The organism is Shewanella sp. SM73, from assembly GCF_025653795.1.
In the GTDB taxonomy this organism is placed as follows: domain Bacteria; phylum Pseudomonadota; class Gammaproteobacteria; order Enterobacterales; family Shewanellaceae; genus Shewanella; species Shewanella oncorhynchi.
The window spans coordinates 114,592-132,156 of sequence record NZ_JAKKRY010000006.1 but is presented as its reverse complement, the minus strand read 5'-3'; the positions used below and the strand labels follow the sequence as shown (position 1 = coordinate 132,156).

Below are 17,565 nucleotides of genomic sequence, written 5' to 3'. Positions count from 1 at the left end.
CGATAATTGCTAACGGAAAATAACAATTGCCTCGGTAGACTTAAACAAAAGTGCGTGAAAGCAAAAGGGCGACTAAGTCGCCCTTCTTTATATAGGTACCGATATCGGTACTGTTTAAGCCGATTAAACGCTTATGGCTTAAATTGAGTCACACCCAGTTCATCATCTTGCTTGCGCTTGGCCAGAATTTCAGCAGGGCGCAGGCTACGACGTAGATCCATTTCATCTTCGCCGCGGATAAAGACACCGCGCAGTGAGTTAGTGTAAACGTCGACGATTTCGACATCCACGAAAGTACCAATGTGTTTTGGTTGACCTTCGAAGTTCACCACTCGGTTGTTCTCAGTACGGCCGCGCAGTTCCATAGGATTTTTCACCGATGGTCCTTCAACCAGAATACGTTGCACTGTGCCCATCATGTGGCGGCTGTAGCGCATGGCTTGCTGGGTGATGCGGTCTTGCAGAATCGCCAGACGTTGTTTTTTCTCTTCCATATCGACGTTATCGGGTAAATCCGCCGCTGGCGTGCCCGGACGTGCGCTATAGATAAAGCTGAAGCTGTGGTCGAAACCTATGTCTTCAATCAACTTCATGGTATCGGCGAAGTCTTCTTTGGTTTCGCCAGGGAAGCCAATGATAAAGTCCGAGCTGATTTGAATCCCTTCACGGGCTTTACGCAGGCGGCGGATGATTGACTTATATTCAATCGCCATATGGCCGCGTTTCATCGCTGTGAGAATACGGTCAGAACCCGATTGCACTGGTAAGTGCAAGAAGCTTACAAGCTCAGGGGTATCTTCGTAAACGTCGATGATATCTTGTGTAAATTCAATCGGGTGACTGGTCGTGAAGCGGATACGGTCGATACCGTCGATGGCTGCCACGAAGCGCAGTAATTCCGCAAAAGTACAAATTGCGCCATCGTGAGTTGCGCCGCGATAGGCATTCACGTTTTGGCCGAGCAAGTTTACTTCGCGCACACCTTGCTCTGCCAATTGGGCGATTTCAAGGATAATATCGTCCGATGGACGGCTGACTTCTTCGCCGCGAGTATAAGGTACAACACAGAACGAGCAGTATTTGCTGCAACCTTCCATGATAGACACAAACGCGGTTGGGCCTTCGGCGCGTGGCTCTGGCAGACGGTCGAATTTTTCGATTTCAGGGAAGCTGATATCGATAACCGCTTTATCACCACGGCGCACTTGCTCGATCATCTCGGGCAGACGGTGCAAGGTTTGTGGTCCGAAAATAATGTCGACACATTGGGCTCTGTCTTTAATGGCTTTGCCTTCTTGTGAGGCAACACAGCCGCCCACGCCAATAATCAAATTGGGATTTTTATCTTTAAGCGTCTTCCAGCGCCCTAGCTGATGGAACACTTTTTCTTGCGCTTTTTCACGGATAGAACAAGTGTTGAGCAGGAGAATGTCTGCCTCAGACGCTTCTTCAGTCAAGGTATAACCTTGGTATTCGCCTAACAGATCAGCCATCTTGGATGAGTCATACTCATTCATTTGACAGCCCCAAGTCTTGATATGGAGTTTCTTACTCATCAGTTGTGTCGCCCTAAGATGACCAATAAAAATAGCGCGACATTTTACCTGCTGTTACGGCTGCTGACCAGCTTTGTCCACACTTTTAGCTGTTGGCTTTTGCCAAGTACGATACCCTCACAAATGGTAAGTTTTTATTGTTCGGCTGCATTTGGGCAAGATTAATATTGTTAACAGGTTGAGCTTTCGTTATTTCCAGCAAACTATTCGGGCTTGAATGCCTATGTCTTCACGGATTTCGAATCGAAATGCGCTCAACATTTCCGTGGTATCTTGATATAAGGCATAATCGAGCGGGTTTGTGAAAAGTCGCTTGAGCAGAAATACAGAAGGGCTTAAAGGTGGTAACTAAGGTCGTAACTAAGGTGGTAAGTAGGATGAGCCAGATTGAAGAGACACATGCACAGATGATATCCGACACCACAGATTCTAACGTGACTCATTCTGACGTCACTCATGCTGAAGGCACTCGATTCGATGTCATTCTTGTCGGCGGCGGCATGGTTGGTGCGGCGACGGCAATTGGATTAGCCCAACAGGGTTTACAAGTGGCGGTGATTGAATCCTTTGCGCCAGAGGCTTATCAAGCCGAACAGCCATTAGATGTGCGAGTCTCGGCCATCAGTGTTGCTTCTGAAACGCTGCTTGAACGTCTTGGCGCCTTGGACTCATTGCTCAAGATGCGTAATGTGCCTTATTTGGGCTTAGAAACTTGGGAGCTCGATGGCTGCATCACCCAATTCCACTGTTCACAAATTGGCGCCAGCCATTTAGGCCATATAGTCGAAAACCGTTTAATCCAACTTGCCCTGTGGCAACAGATGACACAATTGGCAGGCATCACCTTATATTGTCCCGATAAAGTGGTGGCATTTACCCGCGATAGCGATGGCGTGAGTGTGCACTTACAATCGAATAGTAAACTCATCGCTAAGTTGTTGGTTGGCGCCGATGGTGCTCACTCGCAGGTACGCCAATGGGCGGGAATTGGCATTTCGGGTTGGGATTACGCTCAATCGGCCATGTTGATTAATATCAACACCGCACAGGGACAACAGGATGTGACTTGGCAGCAGTTTACGCCCAAAGGGCCACGTTCCTTATTACCTTTACCTGGCAATAACGCTTCGCTGGTGTGGTACGACGACGCCAATCGAATAAAACAGTTAATGCAGCTTAATCACAAACAGTTGGCCGAGCAGATACGTTTGCATTTCCCTGCGCGCTTAGATGCCGATTTCACCGTTGAGAATAAAGGCAGTTTTGGCCTCACTCGTCGGCATGCCCAGCGCTACTATAGTCATAATGTGGTGATTTTAGGCGATGCCGCTCACACCATTAATCCCCTCGCAGGCCAAGGGGTGAATCTTGGATTTAAGGATGTCGAAGCATTTTTGGCGGTAATAAAGGAGGCATTAACTCAAAATAACCTCTGGTGGTCGAATGAGGTGCTTGCCCAATATCAGCGCAAACGTTATCGCGATAATCAATTGATGATGACGGCGATGGATTTGTTTTACGCCGGTTTTAGCAACGATATTCTGCCGCTAAAGCTGCTGCGTAATGGCGCGTTAAAGTTGGCAAACATCAATTCCCCGCTCAAAAAGACTGTCCTTAAATATGCTATGGGGCTTAATTAACGCTGAGTTGTTCTGTGTTCTGACCTTGTGTTCTGCTCCTGTGCGATGACGTGGCATTTGTTGACTTGGGGTTTGAGTGCTAAAATGCCGCGTTTTTAGCTGGTATGGTCAGTTCAGTCGGCACTTTGCGCGGCTGTCATCGACGAAATAACGATATTGAGTGTCATGAGCGAAATAAAATTAATAGTTGGTCTGGCTAATCCAGGTGCTGAATATGCACACACTCGCCATAATGCGGGGGCTTGGTACGTTCTTGAGTTAGCGAGAATTTGCGGCGTGACTTTAGTGGCCGACAGTAAGTATTTTGGCTTGACCGCCAGAGCAGTATTGCACGGTAAAGATGTCCGCTTATTGATCCCGACGACTTATATGAATTTAAGCGGTAAAGCGGTTGGCGCTTTGGCGAATTTTTTTCGTATCACGCCGGAAGAGATTCTGGTCGCTCACGATGAACTCGATCTGCCGCCCGGTGTGGCTAAGTTTAAGCTCGGTGGCGGTCATGGCGGCCACAATGGTCTGAAAGATATTATTGCTAAACTGGCTAACGATAAAAACTTCTACCGTTTACGCTTAGGTATCGGTCATCCCGGTGATAAAAATCAAGTGAGTGGTTACGTACTGGGAAAAGCGCCTGCTAAAGAGCAAGAACTTATCGAGGCGGCGATAGATGAAGCCGTGCGTTCTACCGAAATTTTGTTTAAACAAGACATGGTGAAAGCCATGAACAGATTACACTCCTTTAAAGCGGAGTAGGTTTTGCCTTTGGCGAGACTTAAGTGATTCAAGTGATTTAATTATTCAGTAATGTGCTGCCATAGGGCAGGACGACTAAACCTCGCTGATGAGTGTGACTTGTCAGCCAATAATCGAGAGAAAGGTAAGCATATGGGTTTTAAATGCGGCATTGTTGGTCTTCCTAACGTAGGTAAATCAACGCTTTTTAATGCGTTAACTAAGGCTGGCATCGAAGCGGCTAACTTCCCGTTTTGTACCATTGAACCTAACACTGGTGTTGTACCTGTGCCGGATCCACGTCTGGATGCGTTAGCTGCGATTGTGAATCCACAACGTGTGTTACCTACTACCATGGAATTCGTGGATATCGCAGGTCTCGTAGCCGGCGCATCTAAAGGCGAAGGCTTAGGTAACAAGTTCTTAGCTAACATCCGTGAAACCGATGCCATTGGTCACGTAGTACGTTGTTTTGATGATGACAACATTGTTCACGTTGCTAACAAGGTTGACCCTGCTGGCGATATCGAAGTCATCAATACTGAATTAGCGTTAGCTGACTTAGACAGTTTAGAGCGTGCGGTTCAGCGTCAGCAGAAACGTGCTAAAGGTGGCGATAAAGACGCTAAGTTTGAAGTGGAAGTATTAGAAAAAATGCGCCCCATTTTAGACGAAGCTAAAATGTTGCGTTCTATGGATTTATCGAAAGAAGAGCTGGAAGCGGTGGCTTACCTGAACTTCTTAACCTTAAAGCCGACCATGTATATTGCTAACGTTGCGGAAGATGGTTTTGAAAATAACCCGCACTTAGATGCCGTTCGCACCATTGCTGCCACTGAAAACGCTATCGTTGTTGCCGTATGTGCGGCGATTGAATCTGAACTGGCCGAGATGGAAATCGAGGAGCGCGATGAGTTTATGGCGGATCTGGGTATCGAAGAACCAGGTTTAGATCGTGTGATCCGCGCAGGTTATGAATTACTGAATCTGCAAACCTATTTCACCGCAGGCGTGAAAGAAGTGCGTGCTTGGACTGTGCCAGTGGGGGCGAGTGCTCCGCAAGCGGCAGGCGTTATCCATACCGATTTTGAACGCGGTTTTATCCGTGCCCAAGTGATGGCATTTGACGACTTTATTGCCCACAAAGGTGAAGCTGGCGCGAAAGAAGCCGGTAAGTTACGCGTGGAAGGTAAAACCTATATTGTTAAAGATGGCGATGTGATGCATTTCCTGTTTAACGTATAACAAAGCTTATTCACGCTGTAAGTCTCGATAAATTAAGCTAAGTATGAGCAACAAGGTGTTATTTAGCACATCTGTTGCTCAGTTTGGTGAAGTAATAGCCGAACAGCTTAACCTAAGGGAAATAGCGAAAAAAAGCTGTTGACCTAGATACCTCGAATAAGCATAATACGCCCCGTTCCTCGCTGAGAGGGGCGCGTAATATCGATGTGGCAATGTAGCTCAGCTGGTTAGAGCACAGCACTCATAATGCTGGGGTCGCAGGTTCAAGTCCCGCCATTGCTACCATTTTATTTAAGATAAATTTCTTATATAAAATGAATCACGATTTTACTCTAGCATTGATTGCTAGCATCTCTTCTCGATGTAAACATGAAACTGTGCGGGAATGGTGAAATTGGTAGACACGCCAGATTTAGGTTCTGGTGCCGCAAGGTGTGAGAGTTCAAGTCTCTCTTCCCGTACCATTTTTAGATATATGAATTTAGAAACATCGGCGATAGCGGATGTTTGAAACAGAGTTAGTTGGGGTATCGCCAAGTGGTAAGGCACCGGGTTTTGATCTCGGCATTCCAAGGTTCGAATCCTTGTACCCCAGCCATTTTTTCTCAGTTTCCAAGTTGATTGGGGTATCGCCAAGTGGTAAGGCACCGGGTTTTGATCTCGGCATTCCAAGGTTCGAATCCTTGTACCCCAGCCATTGGCAATGTAGCTCAGCTGGTTAGAGCACAGCACTCATAATGCTGGGGTCGCAGGTTCAAGTCCCGCCATTGCTACCATATTTAACTCTGTTAAAGTGATTTTTCAGAGAAAAATCCAAAACTGTTGAATAGACAATTTTGGTACATTTTGATGCGGGAATGGTGAAATTGGTAGACACGCCAGATTTAGGTTCTGGTGCCGCGAGGTGTGAGAGTTCAAGTCTCTCTTCCCGTACCATCAAAATGCAATCTTCTATAGAAGATTAAACAAGTTTATTGGGGTATCGCCAAGTGGTAAGGCACCGGGTTTTGATCTCGGCATCCCAAGGTTCGAATCCTTGTACCCCAGCCAAAAAGTTAAAAAGCCTGTCTTCGGACAGGCTTTTTGCTTTCTGACTTTTAACTATTTTCAGCTTAGCGTTATTTTGCTTTCAGTTTCCCTTCAATTAGCCCGTCCAGCCTTTCCCTTGTCTCTATAATTCCCGTTGGTTGTGGCAATTCAGCTATTTTCAAAGTTAATCCACAGTGCCATTTGAGCTGACACTGTGGTGATCCGTTTTATTGCTTTTTGATTTCAGGAGCAACGGGTGGCGATTTTATTTCTGCTGGAGCTGCTGGAGCTGCTGGAGCTGCTGGAGCTGCTGGAACCACTGGAACGGCGACTTTTGCAGCTGCTTCAGTGATATTGATTGGCATTGCAGCATTCTTAATGACGGCATTCTCTGTGACCGCACTATCAATAACGGCACCTTGAGCCGCTTTAACATCACCTGTTGCAACGGCTTTGACTGCATCAGGTATTGCTAACTGTTGCTGTACTTGATTTGCCCCCGCTTCTAAGGCTTTTTGTTGTAACTTCTGTGGATCGGTATAGTCGGCTAATTCCTTCGGCCAACTTGGGACCCGTTTTTCTGCCTGATTACTGAATTGTTCAGAAATCACTAAGGGTGCACCGCCTTTCATCAGCATGACTGCCATTTGGTTGGTGTCTGAGTTCCAAACAAGACCCGCTTTTTCGGCCATTTCGGGGACCGGGGTGTAAGTTGACACTAAGTAGATGAGTGGACCTTCCTGTTGGATCTTGTCGGCCGTTTTGAGCAGGGACAGGGTCGTATCGTAATTTTTACCCAGCAATTCCTGCATACGGTTTTTGATGAGCGGTTGTTCAAATAATCCGACATCGTTCGGATCTAAACCGACAAGGGGTTTAAGCAGGGCCCACATGAGCTGGCCTTGAGGTGACATTAATAATAGTGGTGCAACACAGGCGTTGAGCATTAATGCGAGCCACACAATATGCAGGCAGCGCATTTTTTTGAGCAGAGATGTACTCAAGATGATATTTCCTTGGAAGTACCAGCAAGTCGCCGGCGGCGGATTGTAGCTGATTGGCGTAAGGTAAACGAGAGGGTGGTAAAGTAAATTTTAAGCAAAAAAATTAGCCCACATGTTGGATTTTATCCTTATGAATTTTAAAGGTATTTACAGGTGATACAATAAATTATTTGCTGCTAATTTAATCGAAGGTAATGGTTTTTGAGTGCTAAAAACAGATTTACCCCTAAGTGCTTTATTTTTAGCACTTATTTTTCTTCTTACTTTTTAACTTCTTTTTCAGTATTGAATATGTAAAGTTTGTAAACTTTGTTCTGTTTGATAATCGATCTCATTTAATCTCGGCGCATTAAATTAGTTTAATGCAGCTCATTTCTATCTTTAGCTGCATAGGGAAAGCAGACTCTGGAGGTATTTCTCTTCGGTTTGTTTTTGAGAGTGCATCATTGAAATTAAGAGTCAGTAAGTCGTCTTTGTCCTTTGCCCGCATTATTCATGTTTATGTGTCTATGGCTTTATTGTTGCTGATGCTGTTTTTTGCGGTGACAGGTATAACGTTAAATCATCCTAATTGGTTTTCTCAAACTGATCAGGAACCTAAGCGGGAACAAGTGCCAATCCCTGCCTATTTGTTACCCGTTAATGCCCAAGACTCACAATGGCGTCTGGCTGCGGGTCATTGGTTGAAAAGTGAATGGGCTATGGATATGGCGAGTGCCGATATCGATGAAGATGAAATTAGTTTAGTCAGCAAAGGACCTGGTACTTATCGGAGTCTGACATTGGACTTGCTCGACGGCCAAGCCTATGTCGAAACCTTAGATTACGGTGTCGTTGCCGTAGTGAATGATTTACATAAGGGCCGTAACACAGGCACAGCTTGGGCTTGGATACTCGATCTCAGCGCTGTGCTTATCATTTTATTTTCGCTCACTGGGGCTTATTTGTTGCTGCCTCAAACCAAGCGCCTCAAAAAGTCATTGTTATACATGGTACTCGTCAGCAGCAGTTGCGGGCTTGTGTATGTTTATTTTGTTCCATAAGGAGTGTAGGCCGAGTATGCGTCATCTTATTCGCACCATTGCGGTGAGTGCTTTGTTTGTCAGTTCTGTGGCGTTTGCGACGCCTAAAATGACAGTCGATTTAACCTTGCCTGAAATTACCGAAGGGCAATATCACAGACCTTATGTGGCCGTATGGGTTGAGGATGCCAAGGGGCAAACGGTTAAAACCTTAAGCCTTTGGGTATGGGATGAAGGCCATAAATGGTTGAAAGATATCCGTCGTTGGTGGCGTAAAGCCGGACGCGAAGATATGAGCTTTGTTGACGGTATTGCATCTGCGACACGTCCCGCGGGTCATTACAAAATCGATTGGGATTTAAAAGATGAGGCGGGAAAAGTGCTTGAACCTGCCACTTACACTGTATTTATTGAAGTGGTGCGTGAACACGGTGGTCGCGATCTTGTACGACAAAATATCGATTTAGCTGCAGGAGATTTCTCTGTGCAGTTGCCCGCCACGACAGAAACTGGCGTTATCGACATACGCTTAAGCGGCATGGCTCGTTGAGTCAATCCATTAAATATTTAGCCCGTATATTAATCGTTAAACTTAAGGAAAAGGCATGAAATTACGTCTTATTACATTACTTGGCACACTTTGTATTAGCCCATTGGCAAGTAGCCACGACAGATGGATTTTACCTAGCCACTTCAACGTTTCGGCTGAAAGTGAAGAAATTGTGTGGATTACCTCAGATGTGTCTGCCAGCAATCAAGTGTTTATGATGGATAAACCTTTTAGTGCCAGTGATGTGCGTGTGCTACAGCCAAATGGAAAACCAACGTCTCCAAGTTCAAGTTACACGGGCGGACGTAAGTCGGTGTTTGATGTACAACTGATGCAAGATGGCACTTATAAGTTTGAAAAAGAAGTTTCACCTCGTTATTTTTCTCAGTATAAAGTTAAAGGAAAAGAAGGGGTTGTACGTAGCCGTATGGATAAAAAAGCCACAACTGCTGCTATGCCAAAGGGAGCCTATGAACTTGAAAGTTCTTTAAATGTGTCGCGGGTTGAAACCTATGTCACACGTAATAAGCCAACTGAGGAAGTGTTAAAGCCTAAGGGGGAATATTTAGAACTAGTGCCTGTGACTCATCCTGCAGATATTGTTGAGAATGAAGCTGCTACCCTGCAATTTGTTTTCGATGGTAAGCCCGTTGAAGGCGTTAAAGTCGCCATTATGAAAGACGGTAGCTTATACCGTAACAAACCAGAGGAAATCGAATTTACCTCAGATAAAGACGGTAAAGTTTCAATGATCTTACCTTCAGCAGGACGTTATCTCTTACATGCGGCAATTGAGCGCCCTAATTCAGATAAATCCCTTGCTGATAAAACGGTTAGCGAAATCTTTTTGACCTTTGAGGCTGGGCTTGAATAAATGAGTTAACCTCTATTTGAGGTTTTTTGCTTTGAGTCTTAATGCCCACGGTCTAAATGGCGAGTGGGCATTTTTGTATTCATTTCGTACTAAAACGTGTGCGAAATTTCCTTAGGTATACAGATTTGAATTTGATTACTGGTAACTCTGCTTAAGGTTGGGTAAGCTGCGTCAATGCATTGTTCTTAGTGCATCAAAAGCGCATAACGATTAGAATAGCGCAATTCCACCCTCATTTGACTGTGTTGACCTTAGCGTTGACACGGGTTGCTTTTGTTTTAAAGGAGACGAAAGAAGTTATGACTAAGGTTCCTATGACAGTTGTCGGTGCAGAGCAGCTGCGTAAAGAGTTAGATATTCTCAAGTTTGACCGTCGCCCTAAAATCACTGAAGCAATTGCTTCAGCGAGAGAGTTAGGCGACTTGAAAGAAAACGCGGAATACCATGCGGCTCGTGAGGAACAAGGTATTTGTGAAGCACGTATCCGTGATATTGAGGGTAAGTTATCTAACGCGCAAATTATCGACGTCACTAAGATGGTGAATAACGGTCGTATCATTTTTGGCGCCACTGTGACTATTTTAAATCTCGATACCGATGTTGAAGTGACTTATCGCATAGTCGGCGATGACGAAGCGAATATTAAAGAAAACCTGATTTCAGTGAATTCACCAATAGCCCGCGGTTTAGTCGGCAAAAATGAAGGTGATGAAGTGTCTATTACTACGCCAGGTGGTATGACAGATTACGAAATCATCTCAGTACAGTATTTATAATCTGCTTATAATACTTTGCTTATAGTGTTGTGAGCGTGACTCATGCGATATCGCTAAAACCGTCCTAGGGCGGTTTTTTGTTATACGCGAATTAAGTTTGTTTACGGTTTGAGTTTAGGGCGTTAGCCAAAGATATCGATCGCGCTTCAGCGTTGAATTCGGGGTAAGATGGACAAAGTTTAATTTGTCTCTTTGTAGGTTTTTACCTAAGCTGCCATCCTAGCAAAATCAACATTGGCGAAATGTGTATGTTGTTTTTTTGCGCGAGTTTCACTTTATGGACCCACAGTTAAGCATCAAAAGCGAACAGTGAATAGGTTCATCTTTAGTTTGATAATGTTTTATAAGAGGGCACGCTTTGGTCAAACATTGGCGTACAGGATTGATGTTAGTTTGCGTGGCGATCATGTTGATTGCGCACTCGGCTAGCTATGCGCCAAAACCCTCAGTACAGCGCAGTGATGCAGCTCGCCATTATGCTCAGATGCATACTGTGAGTCTTGATAGCTCTACTCCCCATGCAAAACGAAGCGCTGAGCCTCAAAGCTTACCCGATGCCGATGTTATCGCCCAAGACAATGCACAGCTCAATGCCCAATTTAATGCACAGTCTGATGCGCAAACCGTTGAAAGCTGCGGCTCACCGAATAGTCATGATACCGATCTAGTCAATTCAGAATTAGAATCACAGCCAGCACCTTGTCCGAGTTCTGGCTATGTGAGTCATTCAGATGACTTAGATTTTGCCCCGATAAATTCGCCGCGATTTATCAGTCTTGCCCAGCACGATGTGCGTGAGGTCAAGCCAGTATATGTACTCGCTGTAGACTTTACTGCCGAACCGACATCCAATGTCGTTGAACCCACCGATCTTGATATCACATCAGATTGGACGCTTTCTGCTGTTTCTTCCCCCGCCCGAATTTCGGGTTGGAAAGTCTCAAATCTTCAATATCGATTTAGCCAACAAGCCGCTTAACTCGCCTATTTAGGCATGACGTTGATAGGAGCCTACTCTTATCGATTTTTCATGCTGTTGTCTTTTTGTACTCACCGAAACTTTTTATAGCTGCTTAAGTAGGCAGTGATGTTTTGAGCCTTACGAGCTTAGCCGCTGGTACTCAATCACGTGTTTCGGACTGATATCAATATGTTCGCTTAGTGATTTGATTCAAATGCTGAGCGTTAAATAGCGAGTTAATCCCATGGAAAGAAAACCCAATCAACGGCTGCTAAATCACTATTCAGCTTGGAAATACTTAGTGCTTATCGTCACTATTATAGTTATGCTATTCAGTGCTTTGCCGACATTTTATGGTGAGGATGCGGCGGTGCAGGTGGGCGCGAAGGCGGGGTTAACGCTCACACCTATTGCCCTTCGAGATAAGCTACAAGCTGAAGGCGTGACGGTAAAACGTATCGACCAAAAAAATGGTGAAACCTTAATTGTCCTCGATGCGGATAACCAACAAACCTTAGTCAAAACTTTAGTCTCTTCTATGGTCGCAGAGCCAAAAGAATTGACTTTATCCCTTGCCAGTGCGGCGCCAAGTTGGTTACAAAACTTAGGCTTTCAGCCGATTAAACTCGGGCTCGACTTGCGCGGTGGCGTACAGTTCTTACTCGATGTTGATATTGATCCTGTTTATCAAACTCAGGCCGAGACGCTTGTTGATTCGCTACGTCAATTCATCCGTGAGCAGAAAATTCGTGGTGCCAGCGTGCATTTGGACCAAAGTCATCAGTTAAACATGACGTTGCCCGATAATGATGCCCGTGCTGCCGTGCGTCAAATGATGAAAGAGTCCTATCCTAATTGGCAGCTATCCAATGCAGATGGCGCGGGTTTACTGATTAAGTTGAGCCAAGAAGAGCAAACGAAACTGCGTAACTTGACAGTGCAGCAAAACTTACAAGTGATGCGCAGCCGTATTGAAGAACTCGGTATCACTGAAGCTTTAGTGCAGCGTCAAGGGGAGCATCGAATTCGGATTGAATTGCCTGGAGTACAAGATCCTGCCGCTGCCAAGAATGTTATCGGTGCTACGGCGAGTTTGGCCTTTTTCGAGGTTAAAGAGTCTGGCTCCGTTAATGCTATGGTACTCAATGACAAGTCTGGTAAGCCTATTTATGTGAGCCGCACACCAGTACTGGGTGGCGATCATATTGTCGATGCGAGGGCGAGTTTAGGCGAGATGGGCATGGCGGAGGTGAACATTAACCTTGACCGTGTGGGTGGGCAGAAAATGTCTGAGTTTTCCCGTACCAATATCGGCAAACCTATGGCGACGTCTTACAGCGAATACAGCCGTGATGAGCAAGGTAAGGCAAAGCAAACACAAGAGATTATCAGTGTTGCGACTATTCAATCCCAACTTGGAGATCGTTTTCGCATTACGGGTGCAGGCTCCTATCAAGAAGCACAACAATTAGCTCTGTTACTGCGAGCGGGCTCTATGACGGCGCCAGTGACTATTGTTGAAGAGCGCACTATTGGCCCGACGCTGGGTGCTGAAAACATTGAAAACGGTTTTGCTGCCCTTGGTTTAGGGATGGGGATTACCTTGCTGTTTATGGCGCTTTGGTATCGCCGTCTCGGTTGGGTGGCGAATATAGCGCTGATCTCCAATATGGTGATCCTGTTTGGTTTACTGGCGCTTATCCCTGGCGCTGTGTTGACCTTACCTGGTATTGCGGGTTTGGTGTTAACAGTCGGTATGGCGGTTGATACCAACGTACTGATTTTCGAGCGAATAAAAGATAAGTTAAAGGAAGGTCGCAGTTTTGCGCTGGCAATTGATACGGGGTTTGATAGCGCGTTTTCTACCATTTTCGACGCCAACTTCACCACTATGATTACTGCTGTGGTGCTTTACTCCATAGGTAATGGTCCAATCCAAGGTTTTGCCTTGACCTTAGGTCTAGGTCTATTGACCAGCATGTTTACCGGTATCTTTGCTTCAAGGGCCTTGATCAACTTAGTTTATGGACGTGATGCTAGCCGTCATGTAAAGGTATAACTATGAAAAATATCAATCTAACTAAATGGCGTTATGTTTCGAGTGCTATCTCAATTTTGTTAATGCTAGTGTCATTAACCATAATCGGCGTGAAAGGTTTTAACTGGGGCTTAGATTTTACTGGCGGTGTCGTCACCGAAGTGCAGATCGATAGAAAAATTACCAGCAGTGAATTGCAACCTTTACTCAACGCCGCTTATCAGCAAGAAGTGAGTGTAGTCTCCGCCAGTGAGCCGGGACGTTGGGTGTTGCGCTATTCCGATATAAAGAGTGCCGATACAGAGCAAGGTAATATCGATATTCAGCAGGTATTAGCGCCGCTTAACTCTGAAGTGCAAGTGCTTAACAGCAGTGTTGTAGGGCCGCAGATTGGTCAAGAATTGGCAGAGCAGGGCGGTTTGGCGCTGTTAGTCGCTATGCTGGCGATATTAGGTTATTTAAGTTACCGCTTCGAATGGCGACTCGCATCGGGTGCACTATTCGCGTTAGTGCATGACGTAGTGTTCGTGCTGGCATTTTTCGCGTTGACTCAGATGGAGTTTAATTTAACGATACTTGCGGCTGTGCTGGCGATTTTAGGTTATTCCTTAAACGATTCGATCATTATCGCTGACCGTATTCGTGAATTATTGATTGCTAAGCCAAAGCTTGCTATTCAAGACATTAACAACCAAGCAATTGTGGCGACGTTTTCTCGCACTATGGTGACCTCAGGAACAACCTTAATGACGGTCGGTGCGCTGTGGATCATGGGCGGTGGGCCGCTGGAAGGATTTTCGATTGCAATGTTTATCGGTATATTAACCGGCACATTCTCTTCTATTTCAGTTGGTACCTCATTGCCTGAGTTATTAGGCTTAACGCCAGAGCATTATAAGGAACAAGTGATTTCTGAAACACCTTAGGGCTATGCTAATCGCTTAAATTAACAGCGAAAACAAAAAGGCCACTCGATTGAATGGCCTTTTTGTTAACACGATAAAATCAAGAAAAATTACTTTGCCTTTGGCAAAGCAATTTTCATTTCTGGTGATTGACGATAAATCACCAGAATATGACCAATAAGTTGCACTTTTGCGGATTGAGTTTCACGTACTATGGCATCAACGATGGCATTTTTTAGCTCTCTGTCGGCAGAGGCTACTTTCACTTTAATCAGTTCATGATAAGCGAGTGCGCTTTCAATTTCAGCGAGTACACCTTCAGTCAATCCATTGGCACCAAGCAGCACCACTGGCTTTAGCGGATGCGCTAGACCTTTTAAATGCTGTTTTTGTTTGGTTGTTAAGTTCATTTCTACCAACTTTTGCTGAGTTACTGTTGAAAAACGGCTATTCTACCCTTATATAGCCTTTGTGTAACTCTCAATTGTTGCGGATTTTAAATGTCAGGTATAAAACGTACGGCCAGTTCTAATCGCTGGATGCTAGAACACTTTGATGATCACTATGTCAAACTCGCCCAAAAAATGGGCTTGCGATCTCGCGCTGCGTTTAAGCTTGAGGAGATCCAGCAAAAGGATCAACTGATCCGCCCAGGCATGACTGTGGTTGATCTCGGTGCCGCTCCGGGAGGTTGGTCTCAAGTGGCAGTTAAATTAGCGGGAGATAGAGGTAAAGTCATCGCCTGTGACATTTTGCCTATGGATCCCATCGTCGGCGTCGATTTTTTGCAAGGGGATTTTCGTGAAGATAAAGTCCTTCAAGCATTACTTACTCGCGTCGGTGATGCTAAAGTTGACGTTGTATTGTCTGATATGGCACCCAACATGAGTGGTTCAGATAGTGTTGATCAGCCCCGTGCCATGTATTTAGTGGAATTGGCGTTAGATATGTGCCATCAAGTATTGGCTCCTAATGGCTGTTTTGCGGTAAAAGTCTTTCAGGGGGAGGGCTTTGACGAATACATGAAAGCGGTAAAAGCAGTGTTTAAAGTCGTTAAAACACGTAAACCAGACTCTTCACGGGCTCGTTCCCGCGAAGTCTATCTTGTGGCGACTGGGTACAAGTTGTAGTAACCTAGCGTTAATAATCGCAAGACTTAATGAGGTCTAGTAATTTGAGTGACATGGCAAAAAATCTAATACTCTGGGTTGTCATCGCCGTTGTGCTGATGTCAGTGTTTCAGGGTTACTCCCCCTCTTCTTCGTCATCGCAGAAGATGGATTATTCTACCTTCTTAGATAATGTCCGTGATGGACAGGTCGTAACTGTTGAAGTTAAGAGCGACCAACGAACTATTGAAGGTGCTAAACGAACTGGTGAAAAATTCACTACTATCATGCCGTTATATGACCAAGATTTAATTAATGATCTTGATCGTAAAGGCATCACTATGAAGGGCCAAGAAGCTGAAGAGTCAGGGTTCCTTACCCAAATCTTCATCTCTTGGTTCCCGATGTTATTGCTTATCGGGGTATGGATTTTCTTCATGCGCCAGATGCAAGGCGGCGGTGGCAAAGGCGCTATGTCCTTTGGTAAGAGCAAAGCCAAGCTGATGAGCGAAGATCAGATTAAAACTACTTTTGCCGATGTTGCTGGTTGTGATGAAGCAAAAGAAGAAGTGAAAGAGCTGGTTGATTACCTGCGTGACCCAACTAAATTCCAAAAATTGGGCGGCCGAATTCCAACGGGCGTACTGATGGTGGGTCCTCCAGGTACAGGTAAAACCTTGCTGGCGAAAGCCATTGCGGGTGAATCTAAAGTCCCTTTCTTCACTATTTCAGGTTCTGATTTCGTTGAAATGTTTGTTGGTGTCGGTGCATCCCGTGTGCGTGACATGTTTGAACAAGCGAAAAAGTCTGCACCTTGTATCATCTTCATCGATGAAATCGATGCGGTCGGTCGTCAACGTGGCGCGGGTTTAGGTGGTGGTCATGATGAACGTGAGCAAACACTGAACCAAATGCTGGTTGAGATGGATGGCTTCGAAGGTAATGAAGGCGTTATTGTTATCGCGGCAACTAACCGTCCAGACGTACTCGATTCTGCGTTATTACGTCCGGGTCGTTTTGACCGTCAAGTGGTCGTTGGTTTACCAGACGTTCGTGGTCGTGAGCAGATTTTGAAAGTGCATATGCGTAAAGTGCCGCTTTCTGAAGATGTGAAAGCAAGCGTGATTGCCCGTGGTACGCCAGGTTTCTCGGGTGCTGATTTAGCTAACTTAGTGAACGAAGCTGCCCTGTTTGCGGCTCGCGGAAATCGCCGAGTTGTAGGCATGGAAGAATTTGAGCGTGCAAAAGATAAAATCATGATGGGTGCTGAGCGCCGTTCTATGGTGATGTCTGAAGCCGAAAAAGAAATGACCGCTTACCATGAAGCAGGCCATGCGATTGTGGGTTGTTTAGTACCAGAGCACGATCCTGTGCACAAGGTGACTATCATTCCTCGCGGCCGTGCCTTAGGTGTGACTTTCTTCTTACCTGAAGCTGACTCAGTGAGCCAGAGCCGTCGTAAGTTAGAAAGCCAAATTTCAGTCGCTTACGGTGGTCGTTTAGCTGAAGAGCTTATTTACGGTACTGAAAAAGTGTCGACTGGCGCATCACAGGACATCAAATACGCGACATCTATTGCGCGTAACATGGTGACTCAGTGGGGCTTCTCGGACAAGTTAGGTCCATTGCTGTATGCAGAAGAAGATGGTGAAGTATTCTTAGGTCGCAGCATGGGTAAAGCCAAAGCCATGTCCGATGAAACTGCAACTATCATCGACGCTGAAGTGAAAGTCTTTATCGATAAGAACTACGCGAGAGCGAGACAGATATTGACGGATAACCTCGATATTCTGCACTCAATGAAAGAAGCCTTAATGAAGTATGAAACCATTGATTCACTTCAAATTGACGATTTAATGAAACGCCGTGAAGTGCGTCAGCCTGCTGATTGGCAAGTAGATGACAGTGGTTCTAACGATAAAGGCAATGGTCATGGTGAACCAGCAGCGAAAGCTGAAGACAGTGTGACTGCACCTGCTGAGCCAGAACTTAAAGATCCTGATGAATCTCCAGCTAAGTAATGTGTTGTGAAACCAAAGAAAACCCCGTGAAGGGGTTTTCTTGTTTTACCTTGTAGCAATTTGACTGCGCTGTCATTGGTACTCTCTGCCACCATTGATATTT

The 17,565-nt window shown here is 45.4% G+C and carries 15 protein-coding genes and 7 tRNA genes; 19 read left to right on the top strand and 3 right to left on the bottom strand.

The genetic code is table 11. The features are described from left to right. Positions 1 to 131 precede the first annotated feature (131 nt). A complete protein-coding gene (gene miaB / locus L5M51_RS10900; protein WP_006082739.1) occupies positions 132 to 1,556 on the bottom strand; it encodes a tRNA (N6-isopentenyl adenosine(37)-C2)-methylthiotransferase MiaB in 1,425 nt (474 codons plus the stop codon). A 377-nt stretch (positions 1,557 to 1,933) separates the two neighbouring features. On the opposite strand from miaB, the gene L5M51_RS10895 reads away from it, so the two are divergent. From L5M51_RS10895 to L5M51_RS10850, 10 genes are all read left to right on the top strand, one after another. Continuing rightward, on the top strand, positions 1,934 to 3,196 hold the full coding sequence (locus L5M51_RS10895; RefSeq protein ID WP_263172669.1) for an FAD-dependent monooxygenase: 1,263 nt from the start codon (positions 1,934 to 1,936) through the stop codon (positions 3,194 to 3,196). Between the two features lie 165 nt (positions 3,197 to 3,361). Next, positions 3,362 to 3,949, top strand: coding sequence for an aminoacyl-tRNA hydrolase (gene pth, locus L5M51_RS10890; protein WP_028761467.1), 588 nt, complete (start codon positions 3,362 to 3,364; stop codon positions 3,947 to 3,949). A gap of 132 nt (positions 3,950 to 4,081) precedes the next feature. Continuing rightward, positions 4,082 to 5,173, top strand: a complete 1,092-nt coding sequence (ychF, locus tag L5M51_RS10885; RefSeq protein ID WP_219251197.1) for a redox-regulated ATPase YchF — start codon at positions 4,082 to 4,084, stop codon at positions 5,171 to 5,173. A 208-nt stretch (positions 5,174 to 5,381) separates the two neighbouring features. Further along, positions 5,382 to 5,458 (top strand) — tRNA-Met (locus tag L5M51_RS10880). A 94-nt stretch (positions 5,459 to 5,552) separates the two neighbouring features. Next, a tRNA-Leu gene (locus L5M51_RS10875) sits at positions 5,553 to 5,637 on the top strand. Between the two features lie 59 nt (positions 5,638 to 5,696). After that, positions 5,697 to 5,771: transfer RNA gene (locus tag L5M51_RS10870), tRNA-Gln, on the top strand. 24 nt (positions 5,772 to 5,795) lie between these two features. Continuing rightward, positions 5,796 to 5,870, top strand: a tRNA-Gln gene (locus L5M51_RS10865). 2 nt (positions 5,871 to 5,872) lie between these two features. Further along, positions 5,873 to 5,949, top strand: a tRNA-Met gene (locus L5M51_RS10860). A gap of 75 nt (positions 5,950 to 6,024) precedes the next feature. Beyond that, a tRNA-Leu gene (locus tag L5M51_RS10855) sits at positions 6,025 to 6,109 on the top strand. A gap of 39 nt (positions 6,110 to 6,148) precedes the next feature. Continuing rightward, positions 6,149 to 6,223 (top strand) — tRNA-Gln (locus tag L5M51_RS10850). A 206-nt stretch (positions 6,224 to 6,429) separates the two neighbouring features. Here L5M51_RS10850 and L5M51_RS10845 read toward each other — a convergent pair. Next, the gene (locus L5M51_RS10845; protein ID WP_263172667.1) at positions 6,430 to 7,206 is read right to left on the bottom strand and encodes a hypothetical protein; all 777 of its coding nucleotides are present in this window, start codon (positions 7,204 to 7,206) and stop codon (positions 6,430 to 6,432) included. Positions 7,207 to 7,652: 446 nt separating this feature from the next. Between L5M51_RS10845 and L5M51_RS10840 the strand changes: the two genes are divergently transcribed. From L5M51_RS10840 to secF, 7 genes are all read left to right on the top strand, one after another. Further along, the gene (locus L5M51_RS10840; protein ID WP_263172665.1) at positions 7,653 to 8,249 is read left to right on the top strand and encodes a PepSY-associated TM helix domain-containing protein; all 597 of its coding nucleotides are present in this window, start codon (positions 7,653 to 7,655) and stop codon (positions 8,247 to 8,249) included. 16 nt (positions 8,250 to 8,265) lie between these two features. Next, the gene (locus tag L5M51_RS10835; protein ID WP_105251693.1) at positions 8,266 to 8,778 is read left to right on the top strand and encodes a DUF2271 domain-containing protein; all 513 of its coding nucleotides are present in this window, start codon (positions 8,266 to 8,268) and stop codon (positions 8,776 to 8,778) included. 55 nt (positions 8,779 to 8,833) lie between these two features. Then, positions 8,834 to 9,652 (top strand): DUF4198 domain-containing protein, encoded by an 819-nt coding sequence (locus tag L5M51_RS10830; protein ID WP_028761462.1) that lies wholly within the window; start codon positions 8,834 to 8,836, stop codon positions 9,650 to 9,652. 299 nt (positions 9,653 to 9,951) lie between these two features. Continuing rightward, positions 9,952 to 10,428 (top strand): transcription elongation factor GreA, encoded by a 477-nt coding sequence (gene greA, locus L5M51_RS10825; RefSeq protein ID WP_028761461.1) that lies wholly within the window; start codon positions 9,952 to 9,954, stop codon positions 10,426 to 10,428. Positions 10,429 to 10,813: 385 nt separating this feature from the next. Further along, positions 10,814 to 11,407 carry a hypothetical protein gene (locus L5M51_RS10820; protein ID WP_263172779.1) on the top strand — a complete coding sequence of 198 codons (594 nt, stop codon included), beginning with the start codon at positions 10,814 to 10,816 and terminating at the stop codon, positions 11,405 to 11,407. Between the two features lie 226 nt (positions 11,408 to 11,633). Then, entirely contained in the window at positions 11,634 to 13,448 is a 1,815-nt protein-coding gene (gene secD / locus L5M51_RS10815; RefSeq protein WP_105251696.1) for a protein translocase subunit SecD, read from the top strand. 2 nt (positions 13,449 to 13,450) lie between these two features. After that, positions 13,451 to 14,353 (top strand): protein translocase subunit SecF, encoded by a 903-nt coding sequence (secF, locus tag L5M51_RS10810; RefSeq protein WP_028761458.1) that lies wholly within the window; start codon positions 13,451 to 13,453, stop codon positions 14,351 to 14,353. A gap of 89 nt (positions 14,354 to 14,442) precedes the next feature. Here the strand turns inward: secF and yhbY are convergent, their stop codons facing one another. Further along, positions 14,443 to 14,742 carry a ribosome assembly RNA-binding protein YhbY gene (gene yhbY / locus L5M51_RS10805; RefSeq protein ID WP_006082725.1) on the bottom strand — a complete coding sequence of 100 codons (300 nt, stop codon included), beginning with the start codon at positions 14,740 to 14,742 and terminating at the stop codon, positions 14,443 to 14,445. Positions 14,743 to 14,832: 90 nt separating this feature from the next. On the opposite strand from yhbY, the gene rlmE reads away from it, so the two are divergent. Both rlmE and ftsH read left to right on the top strand, forming a co-directional pair. Continuing rightward, complete coding sequence (rlmE, locus tag L5M51_RS10800; protein ID WP_006082724.1) at positions 14,833 to 15,462, top strand: 23S rRNA (uridine(2552)-2'-O)-methyltransferase RlmE; 630 nt, start codon at positions 14,833 to 14,835, stop codon at positions 15,460 to 15,462. A gap of 29 nt (positions 15,463 to 15,491) precedes the next feature. Further along, the gene (ftsH, locus tag L5M51_RS10795; protein ID WP_263172664.1) at positions 15,492 to 17,462 is read left to right on the top strand and encodes an ATP-dependent zinc metalloprotease FtsH; all 1,971 of its coding nucleotides are present in this window, start codon (positions 15,492 to 15,494) and stop codon (positions 17,460 to 17,462) included. Positions 17,463 to 17,565 lie beyond the last annotated feature (103 nt).